Source organism: Bradyrhizobium sp. MOS001, assembly GCF_004634465.1.
Lineage (GTDB): Bacteria > Pseudomonadota > Alphaproteobacteria > Rhizobiales > Xanthobacteraceae > Bradyrhizobium > Bradyrhizobium barranii.
This window is the reverse complement of the sequence record NZ_SPVJ01000021.1, coordinates 17,131-37,631: the sequence shown is the minus strand read 5'-3', so window position 1 is coordinate 37,631 and position 20,501 is coordinate 17,131. Positions and strand designations below refer to the sequence as shown.

Genomic DNA, 20,501 nt, shown 5'->3' with positions numbered 1-20,501 from the left:
CATCCTTCGCGCGCCCCGCCAATGCTGCAGCTTCCGCGTGAAGCCAGAACAACCGAATCCAGAGATCAAGACGACATCATGCCTCATCAGTTCAGCCTCGCCCAAGCCGTCCGCAAACCCGCCGTCACATCCAAGGGCGGCATTGTCGCTTCGCAATCGCGGCGGGCGGCCGAAGTGGGCGCGCAAGTGCTGGCGGCAGGGGGCGACTGCGTGGACGCGATCGTCGCGACCACCTTTGCGCTGAACGTGCTGGAGCCCTGGAACAGCGGCATCGGCGGCGGCGGCGCGATGGTGTTGTACCGTGCCAAGGAAAATCGCACCGAGGTGATCGACTACGGCATGTGCGCGCCACAGAGCCTGCGCACCACCGACTACCCGCTCAGCGGCGAAGGCGCGGCCTCCGATCTGTTTCCGTGGCCGCGGGTCAAGGACGATCGCAACATCCACGGCCCCGGCTCGGTCGCCGTGCCCGGCGTCGTCGCCGGCATGGAGGAGGCGCATCGCCGCTACGCCAAGATGCCGTGGAAAGACCTGGTCGCACCGGCTGCCGCGCTCGCCGGCGAAGGCCTGCTGGTCGATTGGTGGACCACGCTGACGATCGCGGCATCGGCAGCCGATCTCAGGCGCTATCCCGCGAGCGCGGCCGCGTTCCTGAAGGATGGCCTGCCGCCGAGCGCGCCGTGGGGCATCAAGTCCGAGACGCGGCTGCCACTGGCCACGTTGAAGGCGACGTTGTCACACCTCGCCGCTGCCGGTCCGCGCGATTTCTACCAGGGCGACCTCGCCAAAAGCATCGCATCCGACATCAAGGCCGACGGCGGCTCGCTGTCGGTGGAGGATCTCGCCGCGTTTCGCGCCCATCTGCGCGAGCCGCTGGCGATCCCCTATCGCGACGGCAAGGTGTATGCGACGCCGGAGCTCACGGCCGGACCGACAATGGCGCATGCGCTGCGGCTGTTGCAGCAGAGTCTGAAGCCGGGAAGCGCACCCGACGCGACCACCTACAGCGAATATGCGCTCGCCTTGCAAGCGGCCTTCCGCGAGCGGCTCAAGGACATGGGCGATGCCGACGGCAAGCGCTCGCTCGGCGCCGAATATCTGGCGCCCGCCTGCACAACGCATTTCTCCGTGGTCGACCGCCACGGCAATATCGCAGCGGTCACACAGACCCTGCTCTCATCCTTCGGCTCGAAATACGTGACGCCGCACACCGGCATCGCCATGAACAACGGCATCATGTGGTTCGACCCGACGCCGGGCACCACCAACTCGCTCGCACCAGGCAAGCGCTGCCTCTGCAACTACACGCCCGTCATCGCCGAAACGAAGGACGGCAAGCGTCTCGCGGTCGGCGCCTCCGGCGGCCGCCGCATCCTGCCGTCGGTGATGCAGCTCGTGTCCTTTGCGATGGATTTCGGCATGGACCTCGATACAGCCATCCACCAGCCGCGGATCGACGCCAGCGAAGGCGCGGTCGTGATCGGCGACATCAGACTGCCGGCGGACGTACGCAAGACACTTGCCGCACGCTTCGATTATGAAGAGACGCAAGTGCAGGCCGTGCCGCAGAAGTTCGCCTGCCCCAGCGTGGTGATGCGCGAGGGCGATACGAATTCGGGCGCGGTCGAGATCTTCCAGCCCTGGGCCGACGCTGTCGCCGAATCCTGAGCGTCACGACTCCTCCGCATTTGCACGCGACACCGCGATCGATGTTCGTTCGTCGAACGGACAGATGCGTGCCTAACAGGAGAGATTTCGGATGAAGAAACTTGCGCTCGCCGCAACACTGATCATCGCGGCCGGCTTCACCATGCCAAACGCCGCATTCGCCAGGGGCGGCCACGGACATGGTCATGGCCATGGTCACGGCCATCATGGCGGATACCATGGACATCGCCATGCCACTCCTCCCGGATGGCATCACGGGCGCAAGGTCGGCTGGCGCGGCAGGGGCTGCCCGCCCGGCCTGTGGAAACAGGGCCGCTGCTGACGCCCTATCTGCAAGTCATGCAAGGCGTCGCTCCTGACGGGGCGGCGCCTTCTTCTTCAAACGCCCAGCCGATCCCGCACCCGGCCCGCGATCACAGCAGTCGTAACCCCCAAGGGCCAGAACGCGTGCATCGGGATCGGCTTGATGCCTGTGACCGGCATGTCGATCTCGGCCTTGGCACCGCCGATCAGCCGGCGCGCGAGCTGCGCGCCCATCGCGGTCGAGAGCGCGACGCCGCGGCCGTTGCAACCGAGCGAGATCAGGACGCTCTCCGTCGGCTCGTGCACATGGGGATAATGATCCTTGGTGATGGCGAGCCGGCTGTTCCAGCCGTGCGTCCAGGCGGCGCCCTTGAGCTGCGGCCATAGCCGCTCGGCATAACGCATGAGATAGGCGACGTCGTTGGGCGACTTGATCCAGCGCATCGGGCCGCGGCCGCCCATCAGCAGGCGGTTGTGCTGATCGATGCGGTAATAGACCGTGATGTGGCCGCTCTCGTAGAGCACCGGCCGTGTCGGCATGATCGAGCGGGCGACCGCGTCGGAGAGCGGCGCGGTGGCGGCAATCGAGGAGAATACCGGCACGATGGTACGGCGGAGCGCCGGCCAGAGATCGTCGGTGAAGCCGTTGGTGGCGAGCAGGACCTTGTCGGCATGCACCACCGCGTGCGGCGTCTCGATGCGCCAGCGCGCGCCGTCGCGACGGAGCGACAGCGCCGGCGTCTCGCCATGGACCTTCGCGCCCGCGGAGATCGCAGCGCGCGCAAGACCGCGGGCGTAGCTGAGCGGATGGAGATCACCGCCGCGCGTGTCCAGCATCGCGCCGATGTAGCGGTCCGTGCCGGTCATCTCGCGCAACTGCTCGCGGTTCAGATATTGCACCGGCATGCCGCGGCGGATGCATTGCTCCGCCGTCTTCTCGATCGCGGCGGCGCTGGCCTCGTTGTAGGCCGCGCGCAGCGTGCCATTCTGCCGCGCTTCGCAAGGGATCTGGTAGCGGCGGATCAGGTCGTGCGTGAAATTGGTCGTGCCGTAGGAGAAGTCGATCATGCGGCGGCCGAGCTCGGCGCCGAAATCGGCCTCGATCTGATCGGGGTCGTGCTTCAGGCCTGGATTGGTGTGGCCGCCATTGTTACCCGACGCGCCCCAGCCCGGCTCCTGCGCCTCGAGCACCAGAGCCTCGACACCTTGCTCCGCCAGATGCAAAGCCGTGGACAGCCCGGTGTAGCCGCCACCGACGATAGCAACGGAGACGGTCTTGTCGACATCGAGCGGCGGCGTGGCAACCGGCGCGACGGCGGTGTCGGCATAGAGCGAGGGCGGCAGAGGCAGGCGCGTCGTCATGACAAGGACCGATCAGAGCGGATGTAGCACGCGGCGCAAAAAGTCCTGCGTGCGCGGGTGCTGGGGTTGATTGAGGACGGCCGTCGCCGCGCCCTGCTCGACGATGACGCCGCCGTCGATGAACAGCACGCGGTCGGCGACGTCGCGGGCAAAGCCCATCTCGTGGGTGACGACGACCATGGTCATGCCGTCATCGGCGAGCTTGCGCATCACGCCGAGCACGTCACCGACCAGTTCGGGATCGAGCGCCGAGGTCGGCTCGTCGAACAGGATCGCCTTTGGCTGCATCGCGAGTGCGCGCGCGATGGCGACGCGCTGCTGCTGGCCGCCGGAGAGCTGCGGCGGATGCGCATCGGCCTTTTCGGCGAGGCCCACCTGACCGAGCAGCGCGCGGCCGCGCTCGAGCACCTGCGCACGCGGCTCCTTCTTTACAAAGAGCGGGCCTTCGACGACGTTCTCCAGCACGGTCCGATGCGGGAACAGGTTGAAGCGCTGGAACACCATCGAGACCTGGGTGCGGACCTTCACGATGGAGGACGCATCGCGATCGACCTTCAGTCCCTCGACGTTGATCTCGCCGCGGTCGTAGCTTTCCAGCCCGTTGATACAGCGCAGGATCGTCGACTTGCCGGAGCCCGAAGGGCCAATGATGCAGACCACCTCGCCCTTCTGGACGGAGGCCGTGATGCCCTTGAGCACCTCGTTCTGGCCAAAGCTCTTGTGGACGTCGGTGAGCTCGATCATTTCTTGCCCGCCCGCTTCTCGAAGTGACGGACCAGCAGGATCAGCGGGATGCTCATGGTGAGATACATCAGCGCCACCAGCGTGAACACGTTGGTGTTCTTGAAGGTCGAGGACGCGATCAGCTTGCCTTGAAGGGCGAGCTCGGCGACCGTGATGGTCGAGGCCTGCGACGAATCCTTCAGCATCATGATCATGACGTTGCCGTAGGGCGGCAGCACGATGCGCACCGCCTGGGGCAACACCACGCGGCGCATGGTCAGCCACCAGCCCATGCCGATCGACTGCGCCGCCTCGATCTGGCCCTTGTCGATCGCCTCGATGCCCGCGCGGAAATTCTCGGCCTGGTAGGCCGAATAGGCGATGCCGAGCCCGAGGATCGCGGCCTGCAAGGCCGACAGCGTGACGCCGAGATCCGGCATCACGAAGTAGAGATAGAACAACAGCACGATGATCGGGATGCCGCGGATCACGTTGATCAGGCTGGCGCTGAGCATCGACAGCACCTTGATGCCGGAGACCCGCATCATCGCCCAGATCAGACCCAGCACCGTCGAGAGCAGCAGCGAGCCGATGGTGACGACGATCGTCAGCGCGACGCCGCTCATCAGGATCGGGAAGAATTCGACGGCGTCGTGCCAGAAGCCTTTCATCGGTTAGCCTTACCAGCCTCTGTCGATCAACCCTGCGCCTTCTGACCCCACTTCTCGAGGATCTTGTCGATGGTGCCGTTGGCCTTCAGCTTCGCCAGCGAGGCGTTGATCTTGCCGAGCAGCGCGGCCTCGCCCTTGCGGACGCCGATGCCGACCGAACCGACCGTGACGGGCTTGTAGCCGTCGACGAGACGCACCTCGGGGAAACCGCCCTGCTTCAGATTGTAGGCGAGGATCGGATAGTCGGCGTAGCCGGCCTTGAGGCGACCGGTGTTGACGTCGCGCAGGATGTCCGGGATGTTGTCGTAGGCCTTGACGTCGGCGAACAGGCCGGACTTCTTCAGCGCATCGACGAAGGCGGTGCCGACCTGGGCGCCGACCGTCTCGCCCTTCAGATCATCCTGCGTGGCATAGGCCTTGGTGTCGCTCTTCGGGACCACCAGGCCTTCGCCGTAGGTGTAGATCGGATCGGAGAAGTCGACGACCTCCTTGCGCGGCGCGGTGATGAACATCGCCGCCGCAATCATGTCGATCTTGCCCGATGTGAGCGACGGGATCAGCGCCGAGAACGCCATCGGCTCGATCTGCACGCTGAGGCCGGCGTCCTTGCCGATCTCGGTGACGATGTCGACCATGATGCCCTGGATGGTGTTGGTCTTGGTGTCGAGGAAGGTGAAGGGAATGCCTGTCGGCGTCGAGCCGACCTTCAACGCCTGCTGCGCCGAAGCCGGCATCACCGCTGCAATCGCGAGCGCCGCGACCGCGGCCAGACCAAAACGCTTCATCGCATCCCCCTTTGGGCTTGGCCGATGTCGGCGCTCGCGCATGTCGTGATCAGACGTTGCGGGCCAAGCCGTTTCGGCCTATTTTCACCAATATGAAAATTTGGTCACACTTTCGCGGGCGATGCAAGCGATTTTCATGCACATGAAGGAAGCGGTTTGACGTGAGCGGTGGCAAAAGAATGCGCAAACCGGCCGCCGCAAAGCCGGCGAAGGTGAAAGCCAAGGCTACCACCAAGCCGGCCGAGCCCGCGATGGATGTCGCGGTCGGCCGCCGTATCCGCGATCTCAGGCGTGTCAGACAATTCTCGCTCGAGACCGTCGCGGCGCGCACCGACCTGTCGATCGGCTTCCTCAGCCAGATCGAGCGCGGCCTGTCGTCGCCATCGCTGCGCGTGCTGGCAACGCTCTCCGACGTGCTCGACGTCGGCATGGCCGCTTTGTTCGGTGCGAGCCCAAGTCCCGACGGCGCCTCCGGCCAGGTGGTGACGCGCGGGCTTCAGCGGCCGGAACTGAAACTCTGGCGCAGCGGAATTTCGAAGCAATTGCTGAGCGCTGCGGGCAGCGACAACCGGCTCAACCTGTTCCTGGTGCATATCGATCCCGGCGGCTCCGCGGGCGACGAACTCTATACCCATGACGGCGAGGAAGCCGGCCTCGTGCTCGAAGGCGAGATGATGCTGACGGTGGACAGCGAGACGTGGTCGCTGAAGACGGGCGACAGTTTTCGGTTCGCGAGCCGAAGGCCGCACCGGTTTTCCAATCCGGCACAGGATGCGAAGGCTGTGGTGCTGTGGGTGAATTGCGTGACAGGGGCGGGGTAGCTTCTTTTCGCGCCGCGAGCGCAATTCCAGTCCTGTCATCCTGAGGCGCTCGCGCAGCGAGCCTCGAAGGATGCACGGCTCCGATAGAGCCGGGCCGTCGCCCTTCGAGGCTCGCTGAAGAAGCGGCCACCTCAGGGTGACGGAGAGGGAGTGAGTGAGCGATGCCTCTCCACCGTCATTGCGAGCGCAGCGAAGCAATCCAGGCTGCCACCGCGGAAAGATACTGGATTGCTTCGCTGCGCTCGCAATGACGAGCAGATGGAGTCTTAGCCGAACCGATACTTGTACCGGTCCACCGTCAGCGCGCTCACATCGACCTCCGGCTTCTTGCCCGACAGCATGTCCGCGAGCACGCGGCCGGAGCCGCAGGAGATGGTCCAGCCGAGCGTGCCATGGCCGGTGTTGAGGTGGAGGTTGCCGTATTGCGTCGGGCCGATCACCGGCGGGCCGTCCGGCGTCATCGGACGCAGGCCGCTCCAGAACGTCGCCTTGGAGAGATCGCCGCCGCGCGGGAACAGATCGGTCAGCGAGTGATCGAGCGTGGCGCGGCGGGCGTCGTAGAGCTGGCTCGAATAGCCGGAGATCTCGGCGGTGCCGCCGACGCGGATGCGATTGCCGAGGCGGGTGATCGCGACCTTGTAGCTCTCGTCCATCACAGTCGATTCCGGCGCGCCGGAGGCGTCCTTGATCGGCACCGTGATCGAATAGCCCTTCACCGGATAGACCGGCAATGAGATGCCAAGCGGTGCAACGAGCCGCGACGACCAGCTTCCGAGCGCGAGAACGTAGGCATCGGCCTGCAACGTGCCCGCACTGGTCACGACACCACTGACGCGCGCGCCATCCGTGACGATGCGGTCGATGCCGGTGTTGAACATGAAGCGAACGCCGAGCGCTTCGGCATGCTTGGCCAGCGCCTGCGTGAACATGTGGCAGTCGCCGGTCTCGTCCTGCGGCAAGCGAAGCCCGCCGGCGAACTTCTCCTTCACGGCGGCGAGCGCCGGCTCGACCGCGATGCAGCCCTCCCGGCTCAACACCTCGAAAGGAACGCCATACTGCTTGAGCACGGCGATGTCCTCACCGGTGCCATCGAGCTGCGCCTGGTGACGGAACAGCTGCAGCGTGCCCTGTGAACGCTCGTCATACTGGATGCCGATGTCGCGGCGCAGGTCGCGCAGGCAATCGCGGCTGTATTCCGCGATCGGGATCATCCGGCTCTTGTTGACCGCGTAACGCGCGCTGGTGCAGTTGCGCAGCATCTTGGACAGCCAGACCCACATCACAGGGTCGAGCTTCGGCCGGATCACCAGCGGGCCATGCTTCATCAGCAGCCATTTGATCGCCTTCACCGGCACCCCGGGGCCGGCCCAGGGCGACGAATAGCCGGGCGACACCTCGCCCGCGTTGGCGAAAGAGGTCTCCAGCGCCGGCTCGGGCTGACGGTCGACGACCGTCACCTCATGTCCGGCACGCGCAAGGTAGTAGGCAGAGGTGACACCGATGACACCGCTGCCGAGGATCAGAACTTTCACGCTTCGTCAAACTCCCGCGGCATCACGCTCGCCGCTGCAAGAACAAACTCCGCAACGGCGAGAGCAATTATCAGGCCACCCGCTTGATGGCGTCGCCGAGGATCGAGACCATATCGTCGATATGGCTCTTCTCGACGATGAGGGGCGGCGACAGCGCGAAGCTATCGCCGCTCATGCGGAAGTACAGACCGCGATTGAAGCAATCGACCATGACGTCGTAACCACGCGCGCCGACCGCACCGTCACGCGACGACAGCTCGACAGCGCCCATCAGGCCGCAATTGCGGATGTCGACGACGTTCGGCAGGCCCTTCAGCGAATGCAGCGCATCGCCCCAGTACCCGGCGATCGACGCACCGCGCGTGAGCAGACCCTCGTCCTTGTAGATGTCGAGCGTCGCGATGCCGGCGGCACAGGCGGTCGGATGCGCGGAATAGGTGTAGCCGTGGAACAGCTCCATCTGGTTCTCCGGGCCGACCATCAGGCCGTCGTGAACCTTGCGGCTCGCGAACACCGCGCCGCAGGGAATGGTGCCGTTGGTGATGCCCTTGGCCGTCGTCATCAGGTCCGGCGTGACGCCGAAGAAGTCGGCGGCGAACGGCGTGCCGAGGCGGCCGAAGCCGGTGATGACCTCGTCGAAGATGAGCAGGATGCCGTGCTTGTCGCAGATCTCGCGCAGACGCTTAAGATAGCCCTTCGGCGGCGGCAGCACCGCGGTCGAGCCCGGCACCGGCTCTACGATGACGGCGGCGATCGTCTCGGCGCCATGCAGGCCGACCAGACGCTCGAGATCGTCGGCGAGCTCGGCGCCATGCTCAGGCTGGTCCTTGGCGAAGGCGTTGCGGGTGAGATCGTGGGTGTGGCGGATGTGGTCGACGCCCGGCAGGTGGGTCGCAAACGCGCGGCGATTGGCGACCATGCCGCCGACCGACATGCCGCCGAAGCCGACGCCGTGATAGCCGCGCTCGCGGCCGATCAGACGGGTGCGGCTCGCCTGGCCGTTGGCGCGGTGATAGGCGAGCGCGATCTTCAGCGCAGTGTCGACCGACTCGGAGCCGGAGTTGGTGAAGAAGATGCGGTCGAGGCCCTTCGGCGCGATCTCGGCGAGACGCTCGGCGAAGTCGAATGCCAGCGGATGGCCCATCTGGAACGACGGCGCGAAGTCCAGCGTCATCAGCTGGCGCTCGACCGCGGCGGCGATCTGCTTGCGGCCGTGGCCGGCATTGACGCACCAGAGGCCGGCGGAGCCGTCGATCACCTTGCGGCCGTCGACGGTGGTGTAGTGCATGCCCTCGGCCGAGGAGAACAGGCGCGGCGCCTTCTTGAACTGACGGTTGGCCGTGAACGGCATCCAGAACGAGTCGGTCTTGATAGTGTTCGGAATCTGATGAAGGGTCACGGGCCACGCTCCTTTGCTGACCGGATAGCAGAGGCACGGCTTCGGAAGCGCAACAAGTCCTTTTCTGGTCACCTGCAAGCCATTGATTTCACTGGGGCTGCCGGTCCATATTTGCGCGATCCGCAACACCTGCAACAGGGACCAGGGGCATGAGCGTCGACATCGGTGGACGGCTGCGATTCATCCGGGCGCACCACAAGCTGTCGCAGCGCGAGCTCGCCAAGCGCGCCGGGGTCACCAATTCGACGATCTCGCTGATCGAATCCAACCAGATGAACCCGTCGGTCGGCGCGCTCAAGCGCATCCTCGACGGCATCCCGATGGGGCTCGCCGAGTTCTTCGCGCTGGAGCCGGAGTCGCGGCGCAAGATCTTCTACCGTGCGGAGGAGCTGACCGAGGTCGGCAAGAAGCCGATCTCGTATCGCCAGATCGGCGACAATCTGTTCGGCCGCAGCCTGCAGATCCTGAAGGAGCGCTACGAGCCCGGCAGCGACACCGGGCGCGTTCACCTCGTCCATGACGGCGAGGAAGGCGGCATCGTGATCTCGGGCAAGCTCGAAGTCACCGTCGAGGACGAGCGCCGCATCCTCAATCCCGGCGATGCCTACTACTTCGAGAGCCGTCGCCCGCATCGCTTCCGCTGCGTCGGCGGCAAGCCGTGCGAAGTGATCTCGGCCTGCACGCCGCCGACGTTTTGAGGCGCATCGACATTATCCGGAATCTTACGGAGTGCCCCGGTGTCTTACGGAGCTTGAGGCATCTCAAATTCCGCGCGTCGATCCTCTATATGTTGCGAACCCAAGCCGAGGAAACATTCCGGCGCCGCTTCATAACTGGGCTCGAAGATGAAGATCACGCTCGCCAATGCAGAGGCTGCGCTCGATGAAGTGCAGCGCGACACCGACAAGCTCCATTCGCAGGAGCTGCGTAAGGCTATTGCCGACTACATCGAGACGCAGCGAGAAGCGCTGAAGGCGCTCCGCAAGAAACTGCATTAGCAGGACGCGGCGGAACGAGAAGATCTCGTCCCGCCTTTTTGCCTCAACGCTGGGTCAGCAACTCCTCGATCTTGATCGGGAAACGACGCACCCGCACGCCGGTCGCATGCCACACCGCGTTGGCGACCGCGCCGGCGCTGCCGGTAATGCCGATCTCCCCGACGCCCTTGATGCCGAGCGCATTCACATGCGGATCGTGCTCCTCGACCGTGATCACGTCGAGCGGCGGCACGTCCGCATTCACGGGGATGTGGTACTCGCCGAGATTGGCATTCATGATCCGGCCGCTGCGGCGGTCGGTGATGGCTTCCTCATGCAGCGCGAAGGACATGCCCCAGATCATGCCGCCGAACAGCTGGCTCTTCACCAGGTGCGGATTGACGATGCGCCCAGCCGCGAAAGCGCCGACCATGCGGGTGACACGGACCTGGCCGAGTTCGGGATCGACCTTCACCTCCGCGAACACCGCGCCATGGGCGTGCATCGCATACTCCTCCATCGCCGCAGGATTTGGCGCACCGGTGCCGCGGGCCTCGATCTCGGCAACGCCCGCACGGGCGAGGATCTCGACGTAGCTCTCGCCGCGGCTCTCGTCGTCGCGCCGGATCAGCCTGCCGTCGCGCGCGATCACGCCGGCATTGCCGGCACCGAACAGCGGCGAGCGCTCGTCACTGGTGGCGAGATCGGCGAGCTTTGCGACCACGGCCGCACCGGCGCTATGGATCGCAGCACCCGCGGTCGCGGTGTGCGCCGAACCACCGGCAATGCCGGCGTCGGGCAAGTCGGATGAACCAGCCTTGAACTCGACACGGTCGATGTCGAGCCCGAGTTCGTCGGCCGCGATCTGGGCGAGTGCCGTCCAGGCGCCCTGCCCCATGTCATGCGCGCCGATTTCCATCGCGCCGGAGCCGTCGCGGCGGATGACCGCGCGCGCTTCGGCCTGGAACATCAGCGCTGGGAAAGTCGCCGTGCCCATGCCCCAGCCGACGAGAAGGCCGGCATCATCACGCATCTGCCGGGGCTGGAGCGAACGCTTCGACCAGCCGAAGCGCGCCGCGCCCTGCTCGTAGCAAGCACGCAGCGCCTTGGACGAAAACGGCTTGCCAGTGATCGGCTCGACCTCGGCGTAGTTCTTCAGGCGGAAAGCCAGCGGATCGATGCCGCACGCCCAGGCCATTTCGTCGATCGCGCTTTCGAGCGCGATCGAGCCGGTGGCCTCGCCGGGCGCACGCATGAACAGCGGTGTACCGGTGTTGACGCGCACGGCGTCATGCGAGGTGCGGATTGATGGGCTGGCATAGAGTGTATGCGAGGCGTCCGCCGCGGGCTCGTAGAAATCGTCGAACGTGCTCGACACGGTCCGGGCGTGATGATCGAGCGCAGTCAGGCGCCCTTCGCCGTCCGTGCCAATGCGCAGCCGCTGACGCGTCGGTGCACGGTGACCGACCGGGCCGTACATCTGCTCACGGCGCAGTACCAGCTTGACCGGCTTGCCGACCAGCTTTGCGGCCATGATGCCGAGGACCGGCGGACCGGCCATCAGCCCCTTCGAGCCAAAGCCACCGCCGAGGAACGGGCTGCGGATGTGGATCTTGTCATGCGCGATGCCGAACAACTCTGCCACGCGCGCAAGCGACAGCATCAGACCCTGGGTCGGCATGTCGATCTGCAAATTGTCGCCATTCCATGCGGCCACTATCGCATGCGGCTCCATCGCGTTGTGATATTGCGGCGGCGTTTCGTAAAGCGCGTCGATCTGCTTCTCGGCCGCGGCAAGGCCGGCCTCGACATCGCCGAGGTGATTTTCGGTGGGGTTGCCGACGCCGACGACCGGCGGCACGTAACTCTCGCCGGCATCGAGACCGACCAGCGCAGGCAGCGTCTCGTAGCGCGGCGCCAGCAGCACCGCGCCTTCAGTCGCGGCCTCCAGCGTCTCGGCGATCACGACGGCGATGGGCTGGTTGGCGTAGCGGACCTCATTGCTCTGCAAGACCTCCATCCGGAACACGAACGGATTGGTTTTGATTTCAGGGTCGATCGCAAGCTGTGGCTTGTGGTCTGGTGTCATGACGTCGACGACGCCGGGATGGCGTTTTGCGGCGGCGACATCGAGCGAGGTGACGCGGCCATGCGCGATGCTGGCGACCGCCATCACGGCAAGCAGCATGCCGGGCGGATGATTGTCGGCGGCGTAGGTCGCCTGCCCCTTGACCTTGAGGACGCCGTCGCGGCGGGTCAGCGGCTGACCGATGTTCGAGCCGTGGCGCAGATGGGCGGGAGAGCTGGACAGATTAAGCTCAGGCATGGATGGCTCCGGACGTCGAGGCAAAGGGAGAGGCCGGCAGCGCGGGGATGCGCGCGGGCGTACCGGCGGCGGCAAGGGTCAGCGCGCGCACGACGATGCGGCGTGCGAGCTCGATCTTGAAGGCGTTGTCGCCGGACGGCTTTGCGTCGGTAAGCGCGCGCCAGGCGGCTTCCTGAAAAGCGTCGCTCGTCGGCGCGACGCCCTTGAGCACATCTTCCGCGGCGCGGGCACGCCAGGGCTTTGCGGCGACGCCGCCGAGCGCCAGCCGCGCCTCCGCGATCTTGCCGTTCTCGATCCGCAACGCAGCCGCGGTCGAGACCACGGCGAACGCGTAAGACGTGCGCTCGCGAACTTTCAGATAGCGCGCATGTGCGGCAAAGCTGCGTGCGGCAGGCGGCAGGCGCACCGCGACGATGAGGTCGCCGGGTTCGAGCGCCGTTTCACGCTCGGGCGTATTGCCCGGCAGGCGATGTAGCGCGTCGAGCGCGATCTCGCGGCGGCCGTTCCTGCCCTCGATCTCGACGACGGCATCGAGCGCGACCAGAGGTACACAGAAGTCCGACGGATGCGTGGCGATACAGCTCTCGCTCCAGCCGAGCACGGCATGCGTGCGGTTCTCGCCCTCGCGCGCGTCGCAGCCAGAGCCCGCCTCGCGCTTGTTGCAGCGGCTGGCGGTGTCGTAGAAATAGGCGCAGCGCGTCCGCTGCAGCAGATTGCCGCCGACGGTCGCGGCATTGCGCAGTTGCGCGGACGCACCGGAGAGCAGCGCCTCAGCAACGGCCGGGTAGGACTTCGCGAAGTTTGCGTCATGCGCGAGATCGGCGTTGCTCACCAGCGCGCCGATGCGCAACGATCCGTCGGCGAGAGTCTCGATCTGATCGAGTCCGTCGAGATGCGTGACATCGACCAGCCGATCCGGTCGGCTGACGCCGCCCTTCATCAGATCGAGCAGATTGGTGCCGGCGGCGAGATAGGCAGTGCCCGGCTTAGCGGCCGCCGCAACGGCCTCGGCCACTGTGGCCGGCCTGATATAATCGAACGGTTTCATGCGGAGCGCCTCTGATTGGATTCGTCCGTGCCGGCCTGGGCTTCCAGCACGGCATCGACGATGCCGGCATAAGCGCCGCAGCGGCAGAGATTGCCGCTCATGCATTCGCGGATGCGCTCGGGATCGTTGCCGGCCTGCGCCTCTTGCATCATGCCGATCGCGCTCATGATCTGGCCGGGCGTGCAGAAGCCGCACTGAAAGCCGTCATGTGCGATGAAGGCCGCCTGCACGGGATGAAGCTGGTCGCCGCGCGCGACGCCTTCGATGGTGAGGATGTCGGCGCCGTCATGGCTGATGGCCAGAGCAAGACAGGAGTTGATGCGCTTGCCGTCGACGAGAATGGTGCAGGCGCCGCACTGGCCGCGATCGCATCCCTTCTTGGTTCCGGTCAGATGGAGGCGCTCACGCAGGAGATCGAGCAGCGTGACGCGCGTATCGTCGAGGACGAAGTCGCGCCGCGCACCGTTCACGGTGAGGCTGATGGAGTGGTTCATACAAGGCTCCGATCAGATATGGACATGAGTCATCGGCCAGCGCGCCACCTCCGTGGCCGCTGTCGATATGCGTTGGCCAGGCGGAACCCAGCCAACATCTCAAGGAAGATACGGAGGCACCCTCCGCTTAACAAGGGTCGCCGAAAAATATTTGGAATTCGTCAAAAGCCCATGCGCAGACAACGCGATGCAGCCTTGCAAGGGTTCATTGCGAGGGTTCAATCTAACCAATTCGTGATCTACATTACCGTCATGGACGACCAGACCGACCAGATTCGGAAGCCCCGCGCCGATGCCGTGCGCAATCGCGAGCGCGTGCTCGAGGCGGCGAAAATCGTGTTCAACGCGGGCGGTCCCGAGGCAAGCCTGGAAGCCGTCGCAAAACGCGCCGGGGTCGGTATCGGCACGCTCTATCGGCATTTTCCAACTCGCGAGGATTTGTTCGAGGCGGTGTACCGGCGCGAGGTCGAGCAGCTCAGCGAGCTCGCTGAGCAATTGAAGAACGCCAAGGACCCGGTCGACGCGCTGCGGCGCTGGCTGCGCTCCAATGTCGAATTCGTTGCCACAAAAAAGGGCATGTCGGCCGCGCTGGCGCTGACGTTCCAGAGCTCGTCGGAACTCGCGGCGTTCTCGATGGACCGGCTCACCAAGGCGATCGGCTCGCTGCTCGACCGCGCGGTCGCGGCCGGCCAGATGCGCGGCGATGTCAGCCCGGAGGATCTGCTCAGGGCACTCGTTGGCATGTGTTACATGCACGACCAGCCGGGCTGGCAATCCTCGGTGCTGCGCATGCTCGACGTGTTCGTGGACGGGCTGCGGGTGCAGCCGGCCGGCAAGTCCGGCACCAAGGCCAAGGCGCGTGCCGCCAAGCCCGCAAAGCCCGCGGTGAAACGGAAGCGATAGCACGCCGTATTTCGCTGAGGGCGTGCTAGGATTGGCATCGCCGGGATTTCAACGCGGAGCCTGTCATGCGCATCGCCACCTTGCTCGTCGCCCTTATGATTATCCTTGGTGCCGCTCCAGCATGCGCCGCCGACGTTACTGCGGCACAGGGCGTGATCCGCGCCCAGGAGCAGGCTTTCGCGCGCGACGATGCGGCCGCGGCCTATTCCCACGCCGCGCCGGCGATCAGGGAAATCTTCCCCGCCCCTGACATCTTCATGTCCATGGTGCAAAACGGCTACGCGCCGGTCTACCGGCACAAGAGCTTTGAGTTTGGCGAGAGCAGGAGCGAAGGCAACTGGATCTCCCAGCACGTCCACATCATCGACGCCAACGGCGAAGCCTGGGAAGCGCTCTACACACTCGAGCAGCAGGCGGACGGCAGCTACAAGATCACCGGTTGCTCGCTGCTGAAGGTGGGACGAGAAGTCTAGGTCGCAAAACCCGGTCCCGTCTTGACCGCGTTCATTCGCGACCGGATCAGCAGCGTCAGCACGATGCCGACATTGAGGGCATTCCACGCCACGCCGTTCGCGAACGCCGCAGCGTAGGAGCCCGTCGCGTCGAAGATGACGCCCGACACCCAGCCGCCGAAGGACATGCCGAACACCGAGGCGAAGATCACGATGCCGACGCGGGTTGCCGCCTCGCTCGCCGGCATCGCCTCGCGCACGATGATGGCGTAGCTCGGCACGATGCCGCCCTGAAACAGGCCGAACATCGCGGAGATCAGATAGAGCGAAGTCAGGCTGTCGAAAAACAGATAGAACACCAGCGCAAAGCCCTGCGCCAGCGATCCGACCAGCAGCGTGCGGATGCCGCCGATCTTGTCGGCAAGGTAACCCGAGCCGATGCGGCTGACGATGCCGCAGGCCATCATCAGCGACAGCATCTCGGCGCCACGCGCCACGCCGTAACCGAGATCGCCGCAATAGGCGACGATGTGCACCTGCGGCATCGCCATGGCGACGCAGCAGGAGATGCTGGCGATCGAGAGCAGCACGGTCAGCGTGTTGGTCGAAAGCTTGAGATCGACCTGCGGCGGCCGCGCATTGGCGTGATTGCGGACCTTGTCGTCGCCCATCTGTGCGCGCAGGACCAGCACCAGGATCGTCATCAAAACCACGCAAACGAGGGCGATGCCGATATGCGTGGTGCGCCAGCCGATCGTCTGCATGCCCTCGCTGATGAGCGGCGGCCACATCGTGCCCGCGACGTAATTGCCGCTCGCGACGATGGTCACGGCAAGTCCGCGATAGCGCTCGAACCAGTGCGAGGCCTCCGCCATCAGAGGCGCGAAGGTCGCCGAGGTGCCGAGCCCGATCAGGAAATAGGCCGCGACGAACTGCCAGAGCTGGGTCGAGAGCCCCGCCAGCACGTTGGCAACGCCAATGAAAGCGATGCTGATCGCCATCGCCGGCACGATGCCGAACTTGTCGGTGATCTTGCCGGCGATCACGCCGCCGAGGCCGAAGCCGAACATCATCAGCGTGAAGGCCAGCGACACCGCTGCTCGCGTGGCGGCGAACTCGGTCTGCACGACGGGAATCACCACGACGACCGCCCACATGCCGACGCCGCCGATCGAACCGATCAGCAGCGCAAGCAACAGCCGCACCCAAGCCTGACGCGAATCAGGGGTGAATGAGGCCGGTCTCTGTCCTGGAAGATTTGGCGCGTGCACAGGCCGGACCATGTTCGCTGACCGCCTTGGGGTCAAGCATCGTGCCGCGATATTGGGCATGCGCGGTGCACTGCGGTAAGAAGATGCTTGGCGAAGCCGCGCTTTGCCATTAGTTTGCAATCTGCGTGTGCAACATTGCCGCGCGAGGAGCCTATCGGCGGAATGCTGTTGCGATTGACGCGATCGATGCGGATCAGGGTGGGGCGGATCATCGCCCTCGCCTATCTGTTCTGCGTGCTCGCGCCGGCAGCAGCCCTCGCCTGGGGCAGCGGCCCGGCGCCGTGCCTCGACGACGCGCTCCTCGCCGATCTCGTGCCGGTGCATCACGAGATGCAGGCCGGCCACGTGCATGACGGTGTGTCGCATGACCACGCAGGCCTGCACGCGCATCACCAGGCTGCCGCACAGGATGCGCCAGCCCAACATCACCATGACGGCAAGGCTGGCCCGTGCTGCGCGATGATGTGCGTGACCGCCCTGCCGGCCGACCTGCCCGGCATCGCCAAGCCGCTGCAGCCGATTTCCGCCTGCGCGCCCGAGATCGTGGTCAGCCTGCACAGCGCGGCGCCGCCTCAGCGCTACCGCCCTCCCATCGCCTGATCTGACGCGACGACGTCAGGACCGCACGCGCATCCGCGCGCGCGAACCTGTGGTCTCTACGACAGATCAGGGATGACTCATGCTTACGCTTTCCGGGGCGAAGTTCGCCGCCGCATCCGCGGCGCGTGGACGACACTTTCGATTCAATTGGCCGCTGCTGGCCGCAATCGCATTGATATTGTCCGGCTGCATGCCGGCAACTGTGCCCGTGGCCGGCGCCGATCCTGCCGATCCGGCGGCGAAGGTCGCGCGCGTCGGCTATCGATCGACGATTGCGCCCTATACCAGCCTGCGGCCCGCGACGCCGGGGCCATGGCGCGACCGCAACGACGCTGTCGCACCGCAGCCGAAGCAAGACCGGTAGGGGCGCGCCATGACGCATCATTTTGCGCGGGGCCTGCTCGTGCTCACTGCGCTGGGACTCTCCGGCTGCATGGCATTCTCTCCGGACGGAGGCATGACGACGGTCTCGGAGCTCACCAGCCAGACCATCAACAAGGACGTCGCCTTCGTGCGAACGGCCGAAGGCGCGGAGGCCGTCAACGCGACCGTCCGCCGCTTGCTGGCACGCACGCTGACCACTGAGACGGCCGTGCAGATCGCGCTGCTCAACAACAAGGGATTGCAAGCGACCTATAACGAGCTGGCGCTGGCCGAGACCGAGTTGGTCGAGCAGAGCCTGCCGCCCAATCCTGTGTTCTCGATCTCGCGCATCGCAGGCAATGGCGCGAGCGAGATAGAGCGTCAGGTAGTTGGCGACATCCTCGCGCTGGCCACCCTGCCGTTCCGCTCCGACATCGCCCGCGACCGTTTCCGTCAGGCGCAATTGCGCGCGGCGTTGGCGACGCTGCGGCTGGCCGCGGATGTCCGGCGCGCCTATGTCCGCGCAGTCGCCGGCAACGAAATGGTGGCGCTGCTCACCGACGCGAAGGCGACGGCGGAATCGACGGCGCAGCTCGCGGTCAAACTCGGCGACACCGGTTCGATCAACAAGCTCGACCAGGCCCGCGAGCAGGTGTTTTATGCCGAGACCACGGCCGACCTCGCCACCGCGCGGCAGGCGGCAACGAGCGCGCGCGAAAGGCTCGCGCGCCTGATGGGGCTGTGGGACGGCGGCCTCGACTTCCGTCTGCCCGATCAACTGCCGCCGCTGCCGCGCCGGCCGCAGGCACTGCCCTCGATCGAGGCCGATGCGGTGGCCCATCGCATCGATCTTCAGATCGCGCGGCTGGAGCTGACGGCGCTGGCAAAGTCACTCAACCTCACCGAGGCGACGCGCTTCGTCACGCTGCTCGACCTCGCCGGTATCTCCCGCCGCACCCAGGATCCCGAGGGCCCGCCGTTCCGCGAACGTGGTTTTGACGTGCAGTTCCAGATCCCGATCTTCGACGGCGGCGAGGTGCGGGTGCGGCAAGCGGCGGAGACCTACAATCTCGCCTTCAACCGCCTGACCGAGCGCGCCGTCAACGTTCGCTCCGAGGCGCGCGATGCTTATCGCGCCTATCGCTCCAGCTACGACATCGCCAGCCATTATCAGCGCGAGATCCTGCCCCTGCGCAAGATCATCACCGAGGAGATGCAGCTGCGCTTCTCCAGCATGCAGGTCGATATTTTCGCGCTGCTCACCGAAGCGCGGCAGCGCCTGGCGTCGCTGCGCGGCGCGATCGATGCCAAGCAAAAACTCTTCCTCGCCCAGTCCGACCTCCAGACTGCCGTCAACGGCGGCGGCGCACCTGCGTCGGGCGGCGACACTTCAACCACCATCGCCGCGGCAGCGCCTGCCGATGGCGGTCACTGAGATGGAGGCCAACATGTATTCCCGCCGAGGATTTTTGGGCACCGCCGCGCTTGCCAGCGCGTCAGCCGTCAGCGGCCGTGTGCAGGCCGCGTCCATTCCGGAAGCGCCTCACATGGACAAGGTGGTGATGCAGCCGCCGCTGCATCCGATCAGCGGCCCGGACTACCGCCCCGTGGTCACGCTGAACGGCTGGTCACTGCCGTTCCGCATGAACGGCGACTGGAAGGAATTCCATCTCGTCGCCGAACCCGTGGTGCGCGAGTTCGCCGAAGGCATGAAAGTGAATCTGTGGGGCTATAACGGCCAGTCACCGGGCCCGACCATCGAGGCGGTCGAAGGCGACAAGATTCGTGTCTTCGTCACCAACAGGCTGCCCGAATACACCACCGTGCACTGGCACGGCATGATCATTCCCAGCGGCATGGACGGTGTCGGCGGACTGACGCAGCCGCACATCCAGCCGGGAAAAACCTTCGTCTACGAGTTCGAGATGAAGAAGAGCGGGACCTTCATGTACCACCCGCATTCCGACGAGATGGTGCAGATGGCGATGGGCATGATGGGCATGGTCGTCGTGCATCCGCGCGATCAAAGCTTCCGGCCCGTCGACCGCGACTTCGTCTTCGTGATGAGCACCTATCGCGTCGATCCCGGCACATACCTGCCGCAGGTCAACGAGATGACCGACTTCAACATGTGGACCTGGAATTCGCGGGTGTTTCCCGGCATCGATCCCTTGCCGGTCAGGCTCGGCGACAAGGTGCGCGTGCGCATCGGCAATCTCAGCATGACCAACCATCCGATCCATCTGCACGGCCACAGCTTTGCGGTGACCTGCACCGATGGCGGCTGGATTCCGGAGAGCGCGCAATATCTGGAGACGACCACCGATGTACCCGTGGGCGCGGTGCGGGTGTTCGACGTGCTCGCCGACAATCCCGGCGACTGGGCGTTCCACTGCCACAAGTCGCACCACACCATGAACGCGATGGGGCACGAGGTGCGCAATCTGATTGGCGTGTCGCGCAAGGACCTCGCCAGGGCCGTCGGCAAGCTCGCGCCCGATGCCATGGCGATGGGTTCGACCGGCATGGCTATGGGCAACATGGAGATGCCCGCGCCCGACAACACGCTGCCGATGATGACCGGCACCGGTCAGTTCGGGCCGATCGAGATGGGCGGCATGTTCACGGTGATGAAGATCCGCGACGACCTCGCGCGCGACGATTACCGCGATCCCGGCCCCTACCAATTCCCGCAAGGCACCGTCGCCTACGAGGTCACGCCGCCGTCCGCCGAGCCGGCGCGGCAGCAAGGCGCGCCGATGAAGAACATGAAGATGTGAGCGTTTCGATGAACCACCAACTG

The 20,501-nt window shown here is 65.5% G+C and carries 21 protein-coding genes; 11 read left to right on the top strand and 10 right to left on the bottom strand.

Annotated elements, in window-relative coordinates; genetic code table 11:
- Positions 1 to 78 precede the first annotated feature (78 nt).
- On the top strand, positions 79 to 1,668 hold the full coding sequence (locus tag CT676_RS24075) for a gamma-glutamyltransferase (protein ID WP_085403318.1): 1,590 nt from the start codon (positions 79 to 81) through the stop codon (positions 1,666 to 1,668).
- Between the two features lie 91 nt (positions 1,669 to 1,759).
- Positions 1,760 to 1,990 (top strand): hypothetical protein, encoded by a 231-nt coding sequence (locus tag CT676_RS24070; RefSeq protein ID WP_041955033.1) that lies wholly within the window; start codon positions 1,760 to 1,762, stop codon positions 1,988 to 1,990.
- A 56-nt stretch (positions 1,991 to 2,046) separates the two neighbouring features.
- Here the strand turns inward: CT676_RS24070 and CT676_RS24065 are convergent, their stop codons facing one another.
- Genes CT676_RS24065 through CT676_RS24050 form a run of 4 tightly spaced genes read right to left on the bottom strand, consistent with a single transcriptional unit; the run spans position 2,047 to position 5,512 of the window.
- Positions 2,047 to 3,333 (bottom strand): FAD-binding oxidoreductase, encoded by a 1,287-nt coding sequence (locus tag CT676_RS24065; protein WP_085403239.1) that lies wholly within the window; start codon positions 3,331 to 3,333, stop codon positions 2,047 to 2,049.
- Between the two features lie 12 nt (positions 3,334 to 3,345).
- Positions 3,346 to 4,077, bottom strand: coding sequence for an amino acid ABC transporter ATP-binding protein (locus tag CT676_RS24060; protein WP_085403238.1), 732 nt, complete (start codon positions 4,075 to 4,077; stop codon positions 3,346 to 3,348).
- Positions 4,074 to 4,727 carry an amino acid ABC transporter permease gene (locus tag CT676_RS24055; RefSeq protein WP_014497665.1) on the bottom strand — a complete coding sequence of 218 codons (654 nt, stop codon included), beginning with the start codon at positions 4,725 to 4,727 and terminating at the stop codon, positions 4,074 to 4,076. The genes CT676_RS24060 and CT676_RS24055 overlap by 4 nt, the downstream gene beginning before the upstream one ends.
- A 26-nt stretch (positions 4,728 to 4,753) precedes the next feature.
- A complete protein-coding gene (locus tag CT676_RS24050) occupies positions 4,754 to 5,512 on the bottom strand; it encodes an ABC transporter substrate-binding protein (RefSeq protein WP_085403237.1) in 759 nt (252 codons plus the stop codon).
- Positions 5,513 to 5,691: 179 nt separating this feature from the next.
- On the opposite strand from CT676_RS24050, the gene CT676_RS24045 reads away from it, so the two are divergent.
- Positions 5,692 to 6,333 (top strand): XRE family transcriptional regulator, encoded by a 642-nt coding sequence (locus CT676_RS24045; RefSeq protein ID WP_167768136.1) that lies wholly within the window; start codon positions 5,692 to 5,694, stop codon positions 6,331 to 6,333.
- A 266-nt stretch (positions 6,334 to 6,599) separates the two neighbouring features.
- On the opposite strand, the gene CT676_RS24040 is transcribed toward CT676_RS24045, so the two are convergent.
- Both CT676_RS24040 and CT676_RS24035 read right to left on the bottom strand, forming a co-directional pair.
- The gene (locus tag CT676_RS24040; RefSeq protein ID WP_135215546.1) at positions 6,600 to 7,865 is read right to left on the bottom strand and encodes a D-amino acid dehydrogenase; all 1,266 of its coding nucleotides are present in this window, start codon (positions 7,863 to 7,865) and stop codon (positions 6,600 to 6,602) included.
- Between the two features lie 70 nt (positions 7,866 to 7,935).
- The gene (locus tag CT676_RS24035; protein ID WP_085403317.1) at positions 7,936 to 9,264 is read right to left on the bottom strand and encodes an aspartate aminotransferase family protein; all 1,329 of its coding nucleotides are present in this window, start codon (positions 9,262 to 9,264) and stop codon (positions 7,936 to 7,938) included.
- A 149-nt stretch (positions 9,265 to 9,413) separates the two neighbouring features.
- Here CT676_RS24035 and CT676_RS24030 point away from each other — a divergent pair, with 149 nt between their 5' ends.
- Together CT676_RS24030 and CT676_RS44240 are read left to right on the top strand one after the other, a co-directional pair.
- The gene (locus CT676_RS24030) at positions 9,414 to 9,962 is read left to right on the top strand and encodes a cupin domain-containing protein (RefSeq protein ID WP_014497670.1); all 549 of its coding nucleotides are present in this window, start codon (positions 9,414 to 9,416) and stop codon (positions 9,960 to 9,962) included.
- Between the two features lie 147 nt (positions 9,963 to 10,109).
- Complete coding sequence (locus tag CT676_RS44240; protein WP_166082130.1) at positions 10,110 to 10,262, top strand: hypothetical protein; 153 nt, start codon at positions 10,110 to 10,112, stop codon at positions 10,260 to 10,262.
- A 43-nt stretch (positions 10,263 to 10,305) separates the two neighbouring features.
- Here CT676_RS44240 and CT676_RS24025 read toward each other — a convergent pair whose 3' ends face one another.
- Genes CT676_RS24025 through CT676_RS24015 form a run of 3 tightly spaced genes read right to left on the bottom strand, consistent with a single transcriptional unit; the run spans position 10,306 to position 14,109 of the window.
- Positions 10,306 to 12,567 carry a xanthine dehydrogenase family protein molybdopterin-binding subunit gene (locus CT676_RS24025; protein WP_135215545.1) on the bottom strand — a complete coding sequence of 754 codons (2,262 nt, stop codon included), beginning with the start codon at positions 12,565 to 12,567 and terminating at the stop codon, positions 10,306 to 10,308.
- Positions 12,560 to 13,615, bottom strand: coding sequence for a xanthine dehydrogenase family protein subunit M (locus CT676_RS24020; RefSeq protein ID WP_085403234.1), 1,056 nt, complete (start codon positions 13,613 to 13,615; stop codon positions 12,560 to 12,562). Before CT676_RS24020 ends, CT676_RS24025 begins: the two co-directional genes overlap by 8 nt.
- On the bottom strand, positions 13,612 to 14,109 hold the full coding sequence (locus CT676_RS24015) for a 2Fe-2S iron-sulfur cluster-binding protein (RefSeq protein WP_085403233.1): 498 nt from the start codon (positions 14,107 to 14,109) through the stop codon (positions 13,612 to 13,614). Before CT676_RS24015 ends, CT676_RS24020 begins: the two co-directional genes overlap by 4 nt.
- Positions 14,110 to 14,361: 252 nt before the next feature.
- Here CT676_RS24015 and CT676_RS24010 point away from each other — a divergent pair, with 252 nt between their 5' ends.
- Positions 14,362 to 15,012, top strand: a complete 651-nt coding sequence (locus CT676_RS24010) for a TetR/AcrR family transcriptional regulator (protein WP_193560905.1) — start codon at positions 14,362 to 14,364, stop codon at positions 15,010 to 15,012.
- Positions 15,013 to 15,077: 65 nt separating this feature from the next.
- Entirely contained in the window at positions 15,078 to 15,485 is a 408-nt protein-coding gene (locus tag CT676_RS24005) for a DUF4864 domain-containing protein (RefSeq protein WP_085403231.1), read from the top strand.
- Here the strand turns inward: CT676_RS24005 and CT676_RS24000 are convergent.
- A complete protein-coding gene (locus CT676_RS24000; protein WP_071916413.1) occupies positions 15,482 to 16,747 on the bottom strand; it encodes an MFS transporter in 1,266 nt (421 codons plus the stop codon). The genes CT676_RS24005 and CT676_RS24000 overlap by 4 nt on opposite strands.
- A 150-nt stretch (positions 16,748 to 16,897) precedes the next feature.
- Between CT676_RS24000 and CT676_RS23995 the strand changes: the two genes are divergently transcribed.
- The 4 genes from CT676_RS23995 (at position 16,898) to CT676_RS23980 (ending at position 20,478) form a co-directional block, all read left to right on the top strand.
- On the top strand, positions 16,898 to 17,335 hold the full coding sequence (locus tag CT676_RS23995; RefSeq protein ID WP_167768135.1) for a hypothetical protein: 438 nt from the start codon (positions 16,898 to 16,900) through the stop codon (positions 17,333 to 17,335).
- 79 nt (positions 17,336 to 17,414) lie between these two features.
- Complete coding sequence (locus CT676_RS23990) at positions 17,415 to 17,699, top strand: hypothetical protein (protein ID WP_085403229.1); 285 nt, start codon at positions 17,415 to 17,417, stop codon at positions 17,697 to 17,699.
- Positions 17,700 to 17,708: 9 nt separating this feature from the next.
- Positions 17,709 to 19,133 (top strand): TolC family protein, encoded by a 1,425-nt coding sequence (locus CT676_RS23985; protein WP_085403228.1) that lies wholly within the window; start codon positions 17,709 to 17,711, stop codon positions 19,131 to 19,133.
- Between the two features lie 13 nt (positions 19,134 to 19,146).
- Positions 19,147 to 20,478 carry a copper oxidase gene (locus tag CT676_RS23980; RefSeq protein WP_085403316.1) on the top strand — a complete coding sequence of 444 codons (1,332 nt, stop codon included), beginning with the start codon at positions 19,147 to 19,149 and terminating at the stop codon, positions 20,476 to 20,478.
- The last annotated feature ends 23 nt before the right edge of the window (positions 20,479 to 20,501 follow it).

Coding starts and splice junctions, on each gene's coding strand:
- CT676_RS24075 (WP_085403318.1), top strand. CDS start 79: ATGCCTCATCAGTTCAGCCTCGCCCAAGCCGTCCGCAAACCCGCCGTC.
- CT676_RS24070 (WP_041955033.1), top strand. CDS start 1,760: ATGAAGAAACTTGCGCTCGCCGCAACACTGATCATCGCGGCCGGCTTC.
- CT676_RS24065 (WP_085403239.1), bottom strand. CDS start 3,333: ATGACGACGCGCCTGCCTCTGCCGCCCTCGCTCTATGCCGACACCGCC.
- CT676_RS24060 (WP_085403238.1), bottom strand. CDS start 4,077: ATGATCGAGCTCACCGACGTCCACAAGAGCTTTGGCCAGAACGAGGTG.
- CT676_RS24055 (WP_014497665.1), bottom strand. CDS start 4,727: ATGAAAGGCTTCTGGCACGACGCCGTCGAATTCTTCCCGATCCTGATG.
- CT676_RS24050 (WP_085403237.1), bottom strand. CDS start 5,512: ATGAAGCGTTTTGGTCTGGCCGCGGTCGCGGCGCTCGCGATTGCAGCG.
- CT676_RS24045 (WP_167768136.1), top strand. CDS start 5,692: ATGCGCAAACCGGCCGCCGCAAAGCCGGCGAAGGTGAAAGCCAAGGCT.
- CT676_RS24030 (WP_014497670.1), top strand. CDS start 9,414: ATGAGCGTCGACATCGGTGGACGGCTGCGATTCATCCGGGCGCACCAC.
- CT676_RS44240 (WP_166082130.1), top strand. CDS start 10,110: ATGAAGATCACGCTCGCCAATGCAGAGGCTGCGCTCGATGAAGTGCAG.
- CT676_RS24025 (WP_135215545.1), bottom strand. CDS start 12,567: ATGCCTGAGCTTAATCTGTCCAGCTCTCCCGCCCATCTGCGCCACGGC.
- CT676_RS24020 (WP_085403234.1), bottom strand. CDS start 13,615: ATGAAACCGTTCGATTATATCAGGCCGGCCACAGTGGCCGAGGCCGTT.
- CT676_RS24015 (WP_085403233.1), bottom strand. CDS start 14,109: ATGAACCACTCCATCAGCCTCACCGTGAACGGTGCGCGGCGCGACTTC.
- CT676_RS24010 (WP_193560905.1), top strand. CDS start 14,362: ATGGACGACCAGACCGACCAGATTCGGAAGCCCCGCGCCGATGCCGTG.
- CT676_RS24005 (WP_085403231.1), top strand. CDS start 15,078: ATGCGCATCGCCACCTTGCTCGTCGCCCTTATGATTATCCTTGGTGCC.
- CT676_RS24000 (WP_071916413.1), bottom strand. CDS start 16,747: ATGGTCCGGCCTGTGCACGCGCCAAATCTTCCAGGACAGAGACCGGCC.
- CT676_RS23995 (WP_167768135.1), top strand. CDS start 16,898: ATGCTGTTGCGATTGACGCGATCGATGCGGATCAGGGTGGGGCGGATC.
- CT676_RS23990 (WP_085403229.1), top strand. CDS start 17,415: ATGCTTACGCTTTCCGGGGCGAAGTTCGCCGCCGCATCCGCGGCGCGT.
- CT676_RS23985 (WP_085403228.1), top strand. CDS start 17,709: ATGACGCATCATTTTGCGCGGGGCCTGCTCGTGCTCACTGCGCTGGGA.
- CT676_RS23980 (WP_085403316.1), top strand. CDS start 19,147: ATGTATTCCCGCCGAGGATTTTTGGGCACCGCCGCGCTTGCCAGCGCG.